The organism is Anaplasma phagocytophilum (genome assembly GCF_023476575.1).
Classification (GTDB): Bacteria; Pseudomonadota; Alphaproteobacteria; order Rickettsiales; family Anaplasmataceae; genus Anaplasma; species Anaplasma phagocytophilum_A.
The window spans coordinates 1-7625 of the sequence record NZ_JAHLEX010000059.1; the positions used below are offsets into that span (position 1 = coordinate 1).

General features: G+C 40.8%; 3 protein-coding genes and 2 pseudogenes. 2 read left to right on the forward strand and 3 right to left on the reverse strand.

The features are described from left to right. A pseudogene (locus tag KPX09_RS03520) lies at nt 1–126 on the forward strand (DNA recombination/repair protein RecA); the annotation flags it as partial. Here the strand turns inward: KPX09_RS03520 and KPX09_RS03525 are convergent. The 3 genes and pseudogenes from KPX09_RS03525 to KPX09_RS03540 form a co-directional block, all read right to left on the reverse strand. Beyond that, nucleotides 116–2572 carry a valine--tRNA ligase gene (locus KPX09_RS03525; RefSeq protein ID WP_249549018.1) on the reverse strand — a complete coding sequence of 819 codons (2457 nt, stop codon included), beginning with the start codon at nt 2570–2572 and terminating at the stop codon, nt 116–118. The pseudogene KPX09_RS03520 and the gene KPX09_RS03525 overlap by 11 nt on opposite strands. Before the next feature lie 367 nt (nt 2573–2939). After that, nucleotides 2940–3566 (reverse strand): annotated as a pseudogene (locus KPX09_RS05605) (P44/Msp2 family outer membrane protein); the annotation flags it as partial. Between the two features lie 846 nt (nt 3567–4412). After that, nucleotides 4413–6278: a pentapeptide repeat-containing protein gene (locus tag KPX09_RS03540; RefSeq protein ID WP_249549020.1), complete on the reverse strand. Its 1866-nt coding sequence runs from the start codon at nt 6276–6278 to the stop codon at nt 4413–4415. 311 nt (nt 6279–6589) lie between these two features. On the opposite strand from KPX09_RS03540, the gene KPX09_RS03545 reads away from it, so the two are divergent. Next, nucleotides 6590–7267 (forward strand): SURF1 family protein, encoded by a 678-nt coding sequence (locus KPX09_RS03545; RefSeq protein ID WP_249549021.1) that lies wholly within the window; start codon nt 6590–6592, stop codon nt 7265–7267. The last annotated feature ends 358 nt before the right edge of the window (nt 7268–7625 follow it).

Below are 7625 nucleotides of genomic sequence, written 5' to 3' on the forward strand. Positions count from 1 at the left end.
TCTACTGGGTCTATTGCGCTAGACGCAGCTCTAGGTGTTGGGGGGCTTCCTAGGGGGAGAATCATTGAGATTTTTGGCCCTGAAAGCTCCGGAAAGACTACCTTGGCTCTTCATGTCATTGCCGAGGGGTGTGCGGTGCGGTAATGATGAAGTCTTCTATTTGTTCCTGTTCTATTGTTATCTTTCCTATTTTCAAAGCGTTTCTAATATCCTCTAAGATGTGAGGGTGAATTTCTTGTTTTAGTGCTTTTTGTGATATATAAAGTCGATTCACAGGATAGTTCATGGCTATACAATTCTCTGACTTATAACGTCTGACCTCGTGAACTATTCTCATTGCTTCATCGCACATTTGTTCTATTGCTTCGTAACGCGGTATTTCTTTAAACGATGGCCACCTTGGACTTTCTACCCCACTCTTACTACTTATATAGTGCGTTACATGCGGCAGGATGGGTGAGAAGAGTGCTATGGTGGTTTGTAGTACGATCTGCAGAGTGCTTAGAGCTGATTTATGACCCTGCATGTCTTTTTCGTTATATGCTCGATGTTTGGATAACTCTATATAGTTGTCACAGAACTGATTTATAAAAAACTCTTCTACTGCACTCTGACCTGTCGTATAGTCACATGCTTCATATGCTTTTGTACTGACTTCCACAACTTTACTGACGCCAGTAACTATCCATTGGTCGAGGGGAATAGTTATTTCCTCATAGCTTGGTTTATTTGTACCGGCTACGTTCTGGACAAATTTATGCGCGTTAAATAGCTTTGTAACGAGCCTCTTACCTGTTTTAATGACTTCTTCGGATAACACGGTATCTGCACCACTTCGGGCTTTCGCGGCCCAGTATCTAATTGCGTCTGCTCCGTAAGTTTTTAGTAATTCGCTTGGATCCTTTGCGTTGTTTTTAGATTTGCTCATTTTCGTCTTATCTTCTGCAACGCACCATCCGCTTATCATTATACTTTTCCACGGTAGCTCTGCTCGGTGAAAGTGAGACATAGCTATGGTGTAAAATGCCCAGGATCGAATAATCTCATGGCTCTGTGTTCGAAGATCGGTGGGTATATTTCCGTTATGACATGTACCTTCTAACATCATAGTGTGATACATGGGAGTTAGTGAACTCGTCGCCCATGTATCCATAACATCAGTATCTGGTATCACTTCGTCTTTGCCGTAGCCCTTAGGTAAGTCTTTTTTAGGATCTACAGGTAAATCTTGAATATTGGGTAATATCACCCTTCCCTCTTCACCGTTTCGCATTGAATACCATACTGGTACTGGTACACCATAAAATCTTTGGCGGGAAATGCACCAGTCACTACTTAGGTGTTCAATCCACGTATAGAGCCGCTTTCGCATGTGTTCTGGATGCCACTTAATTCGTTCGGCTTGTTTCTTAAATGCCGCCTTGTATTCCTTAAGCTTGATAAACCACTGCTCGCCCGGCAAAATCTCGATAGGTGAACCGGACCGCTCGGCGCATCTCACACTGTGAACTATATCGGCTTGGGATGAAATTAAACCGCATGCTTCTAATGAATCACATATAGCTTTCCTTGCCTCTTTTATTCTTAAACCATTGAATTGTGTTGGCGAGATAAGAGATTTCTCGGTTTCTAATTTCTCTAAACCTGTAAGGCAACCGGTTTTATCTATAATTATTCGTGTTTCGAGGGAATGCTTTTGCCACCAATATACATCGGTTTCATCGCCGAATGTACAGCACATAACCAAGCCTGTGCCCTTTTCGAGGGCTACCTTATCATCTGGCAGGATTCTCACCTTATTGCCACCTATTGGAACGATGGCTTTTTGTCCTGATAGATGCTGGTATCGACTATCGCTAGGATTATATAACACTGCAACGCATGCCGGCATGAGTTCGGGTCGGGTGGTGGATATTTGAATGCTTTCTCCGCTTTCCGTTAGTAAACGAACCGTATGCATGATAGAAGGAAAGACCCTATCTTCTATTTCAGCGTTAGATATTGCTGTCTGATCTACAACGTCCCACAATATCGGCTGTTGTTTACGGTACGCTTCGCCTTTGTTATATAAACTTATAAACGACTCTTGCGAAAGCTTTTGGATGGTGCTGCTGGCAGTATGATACTCACGGGACCAGTCGAAACTTATTCCCAAAGTTTGAAATAACTGTCGGTAGTTCAACCTGTATTCTTTTGAAACTGCAGTGCATGTCTTTATAAACTCACCTCGATCAACCTGGGCCGCTTTGACGCCTGTCACCTTCTCGATAAGGCGTTCGGTGGGTAACCCATTGTCATCGAAACCTATTGGGAATAGAACGTCATAACCGGACAGTCGTTTATAGCGGGCTATAAAGTCTGCTTGGCAGTAACTAAATACGTGTCCCATGTGTAGGCTTCCTGAAACTGTTGGTGGTGGTGTGTCTATGACGAAGCTTGTATCTTTGCGGCCTTTCCATATAAACGATTTCGATTTTGTCCAAGACTCTTGGCATTGCTCTTCAATGTCCTGATGGTTATATCCTGCCTTTCGCTCTGTCATAATACTGTTCACACATATTTTGGCTCTCATCACGTAAAGTATAAAAAATTGGCTGCGTCTACACAATGTTATTCACTAAAGTTGTGACTGGAATACGAGGAAACGAGTGCTCTTTAATTGTGACTAGACTCATTTTTATTTTGGCTCTGAGTCTTCATTACCTTGAGAGAATATGCTGTATTAGCTATTTACTTCTATTATGTGAGTAGTGCTAGTGCCGGGGAAAAGACGTCAGTTTATCACTTCGTGGATGCTAGAATCTCCGTACACCTAATACATTGTTGAAAAAGTGTAAGGCCTATATTCGGAGAGTATAGATACGTCCGCTGCTATGTAGGGGCTTAGATCTTTGCAATACACTGTTATAACACTATTAAATACTACATTTCTTCGTAGATTATAGGAGAGCGGAGATTTCAGGAGAAAGCTGATAACTCAAGCCAGCCTTTAACCTATAAGCAAGCTTAGGAGTGATGTGACCATCAACAACGCCAACGAAGTTACCACCTAGACCAACACAAGCATAAGGAACAACACCTAAACCTTCACTAAGAAGATCATAACAAGCATTAACCATAACTGAAGTAGAAGAAACCGCCCTAATCTCAACAACTTCACCACCTTCAATAGTTTTAGCTAGTAATCCAGCCACTATGGTTTTTTCTTCGGGGGTGAGATTCTTTACTAGGTCTTTAGCTACGGCTATGGCGTTGCTATTAGGAGAACCTATCTTTGGCCCATTGCTCGTCGCACCAGCCTTACCTGTAGGCCAGTTTTTACCTTCGCCTACTCCTGTTAGGCTTACAAACTTACTTAGAAACTTACTACTAGCTTCTGCAGAATTATCACCTAAACCACTGCATTGCGCAGTTTTTTCTTCGTTGCTCTTCTCACTCTCTATGACCGCCGTGTACGTCTTCCCCTTCGTCGACACCAATGCAGCATGACTTCCACTACAAACCTTACCATCGATGATAGGGTGAGAGATTTCAACAGCCTTAGCAAAGTGAACAATGTCCTTACCTTATCTAATAAGAGAACCCTATACATAAACCAGATATGAAATCCAAAGATTACGAGACAAAACATACCTAGAGACTGCTTTTAGATATTCGGAGGAGCGTAGTTACTTAGTCTCCTCGCATATTAAACTCATTTGTAAACGTGAGACACTACAAAATAAAAGCTAACTCCTTAGCTAATAGATATACTGTATATGCTTCATCTTCCTTACTACCACTATCTCTAATACCCTTGGTCTTGCTTTGTAATAATAAGAGTTACTGTGTATACTCTTATTTATACCTAGCAATTCATAGGTCACTGGCATACTTACCAGCGTCTCCGAAAACTAAAAGACAGCGCACACTTGTAATGGAATGCACTCAAAACTATCCACATTAGCCACAGATCAGCCCCTCGAAGGACAGATAACCTTTATAAAGTCCGCACTGGAGATTCCTAGATAGCAAGTGATTTTATACTAGGTAAGAGTATAAAATCACTGTACGTACCTGCTCAGTATGGAGAATCACTGATCATAGTTCGTTTCGTGAGTGATGCAGCACTAATTTTGCCTCGTTACTTAGGGTATTCAATGGTCAAAGACGGATCGTTTGATGCATACGCTAAGCACTCACTCTTCCCATCTTTCAGCTCACATACACTTAATGCATTAACTCTCTTGGCATAGAGAGGACGAGATTTTGGGAAATATATCATTCTACAGAACCATTTAACCTATATATACACTTATGGACTCGGAGAAGGCATGAGCTTCATAGGCGTTTGCATCTAACTCCGAATTTCGAAGTGCAATACTTACTTCCACAGTGCGACGCACAAAATTAACCTTAGTATGATTTGCCCATCACCTAGGAAGAAGACTGTCACGTTCTCCAAGGACTTCATCCTTCTCTTCAAAAGCTTCTTGTCTTGAAATATTTGCTCCAAGAAGATTTGCATTAGCAAAATTTACGTCCTCCAATCTTGCATCAGTAAAGTCGGTAAAAGAAAGATTCGCACCCGTAAAATTCACTTTTGACAAGTGTGCATCATTGAATTTGACTCCGGCTAATACAGCGTTCGAAAAGTCTATGTCGTGTAAAATCATGCCACTAAAGTCAAAGTAGGAATAGTTCACGTCAAAAACTGTCTCACTTGAAAATAACTGTTCTAAAGCATCTATTGAACCTATAGCCCCGACAGGCGAACTAATTCCATTATCGACTACAAGAGTATTCTTGAACGTACAATCCCGGAACTTAGACGAACTCATCTTGTTGCCGTGTATACTTGACCCTATAAATGCTGACTTTGAGAAAAGAATGCCAGCCATGTCACTGTGAAAGAAATTCACCTTGTTCAAATTACTGTTGTAGAACCTAGCCTTATCAAAATTGCTATTGTATATGATAAGGTCATTGAGCTGCGCATGTCCCCATCTGGTATTTCGAGCTATAATACCGCTGTAAACCGATTTTGACGCCTTAGCCCCTTTCATAGAAGCACTAGTAAAATCCACCTCTGACACGGTAACACCCTCTAACATTGCACCATGTAGTGATGCAGAACGCATATTTGATTTCGTTATGCTAGAATTTCGAATGACCGCATTGTTGAGTATGGCTAAGTTTATTTCGCTGTGAGAAACACGTCCTGAATCTAAAGATACTCCACGAAGATCTGAGGATTGTAGTATAGATTCTTCTATAAAAGCACCGTTTAGAACACTATGTTGCAATATCGCATCTTTGAGGTTGACACCGACCAAAGACGTGTTTTCCAACGTAGCCCTGCTGAGATCTGCATCACGTAGATCAGTGTAATAAACATCAGCAGAATACATATTAACATTCTGGAGATTGGCTTTATATAAGCTTGCAGAACGGATGTTAGCTATCTCAAGGTTGGAAAAGCTGAGATCACTTCCTGTTAAATCTGCAAAATCCAGGTTAACAGCGTACATCATAGAGTGCTTCAGTAAGGACTGCTGTATTCTTGCACTCCGTAAATTGGCACCAAAAAAGCTCACCTCTGTTAAGTCACTATTTTGAATTACAACGTTAGACGCTTCTGCATCCTGAAAGTTTGCTTTGCGTAGTGTGGACTCCGTTATAGAAACCAACGTAAGCTCCGCATTGGAAAAGGTCGCACCATACCCCGTTACCTTATCCATAGAGGCCATTTGCATATCAGAGCCTATGAATGAAGAGTATCCTATATCTGAAGATGTAATCTTAACTCCACTCAAATCAGCTAGCGCTAAATTGGCAAACTTCAAATCCACATTTTCAAAGCGTGATTTATTGAGGTCCGTATTAGAAAAATCCGTGCCACGCATATCCGAGTTGGTGAAGACTGTGTTTGAAATGTTACTGTGCCTAAAGTTAGCCTGCATGAGATTCACGTCTTCAAAGATCGATCCTCTCATATCCAATTCACTAAAATCCGCCCCGTAAAAATTGTTTCCAAATTCCTTAGAGAAATTAGGTGCAATCCCCTTGGCATCACATTTTGTAATGAAATCTTGAAAATCCTGACGGGTGTACGGAGTTTTCTTCATACCCTCTATGTCTTTAATGAAAGAACTCCTAGGATCTTCTTCTGCCGTAGAGGCATATGCATTGGTGTATATAAAAATACCCGACAAAACAATACTAACGGCGGTGCGGCTTATGCGGCGAAGTAACGAGCAAAACATCCAGCTGCATATACCAAAATTTACTTCACCCATAGCAAACACCAAAACAATACTTTTGTAAATCACACGAATTGTAGTCCGCAAAAGCTCAAAAAGTATTAATCCCTTTCACGGGCACACAGAGCAATATGGAAAAATGTGCATACAATAAAGACTGGCCCCCATGATTACCTTAATTTGGCATTTATAGATACAAGGAATGACTCAGCAATCACAATTTTACTATGTCGTCACTTGCACATCTATAACGCATTGCAGAAACCCTAAGAATAATTTTACATTGTAACGTTGTGCACTTTCGAGTCTTTTGGCATACGATAGCATTCTCAATATAGGGTAGAACAGTGCTATTTGGCTCGATAATTTTTAAAATTTTTGGTTGCGTGTTTCCGTGTGTGATATTGCTTACATTGGGCACATGGCAGATCTTACGTTTACGAGAGAAATTGCATATAATTCATAATATGAGCTGTGCTATTGTTCCCTTACCTGAAGGGAGTGATTTGCAGTCTCATAACTATAAGCGCATTCAGATACAAGGAACTTTTAAAACTACGTATTTCAGGGTTTTTGCTGGCCGGGCGGGATATTATTTTTTGCAGCCTATGGAGCTAACCGACGGAAGACATGTGTTAATCAATCGAGGCACATTGTCGGAGTATGCAAAAATTGATGTAAAGGATGCTTCAATGCACGAACAGGTCAGCGGCACTTTGTACTGCAGATTGAGTAGTAAAACAAAGTGGGTTGCTGCGAATAATGCCGATAAAAACCTTTGGTTTTGGTATGACATCAAAAGTATGTCTGAGCACATAGGGGTTCGTCTGGAGGGTTGTATAGTATGGGGTGATAATACATCACTGCTAGATGGACTACAGCCTAATAAGATGCTGAAAGTCAGAAATGATCATTTAGAGTACGCGATCACCTGGTACAGCCTGGCTATGATATGGGTAGGGGGTTATATTTATTTTCTGAGGACAAGACAGCAGTTTCGTAGTAGATCTCATAATACGGAGTGATGTTTTTTCCTGATTATGCATTACAGATATAAAGTCATAAAACACAGTTTAAAGCTTTTAAGAGAGACCTTGAAAATGTAATTGGTATTGGAATTTTTTTGTATTGTGCGTTTATCTAGGCTGCTATGCAGCTTAGATAATGGTTCTGAGATTGAGCTTGCTTCGGTTAATGGGCCTTCAAGCATAGATTTACATCGACATGGGCAGCAATTTCACTTCCATGGGGTTTTTCTATTAGGGAAAGTACGATCCCAGAGACTGCATTTCTTCTGGTGGGAATCACATATAACTCGTTATGTACGAAGACTTTTTATATTTTAACTGACAGAAAATAAAGTTTTTATGCAAAAGAGACCCT

What these genes read in the sequence shown, in the direction of transcription:
- KPX09_RS03525 (WP_249549018.1), bottom strand. Translation starts at nt 2,572, where the DNA reads ATGAGAGCCAAAATATGTGTGAACAGTATTATGACAGAGCGAAAGGCA.
- KPX09_RS03540 (WP_249549020.1), bottom strand. Translation starts at nt 6,278, where the DNA reads ATGGGTGAAGTAAATTTTGGTATATGCAGCTGGATGTTTTGCTCGTTA.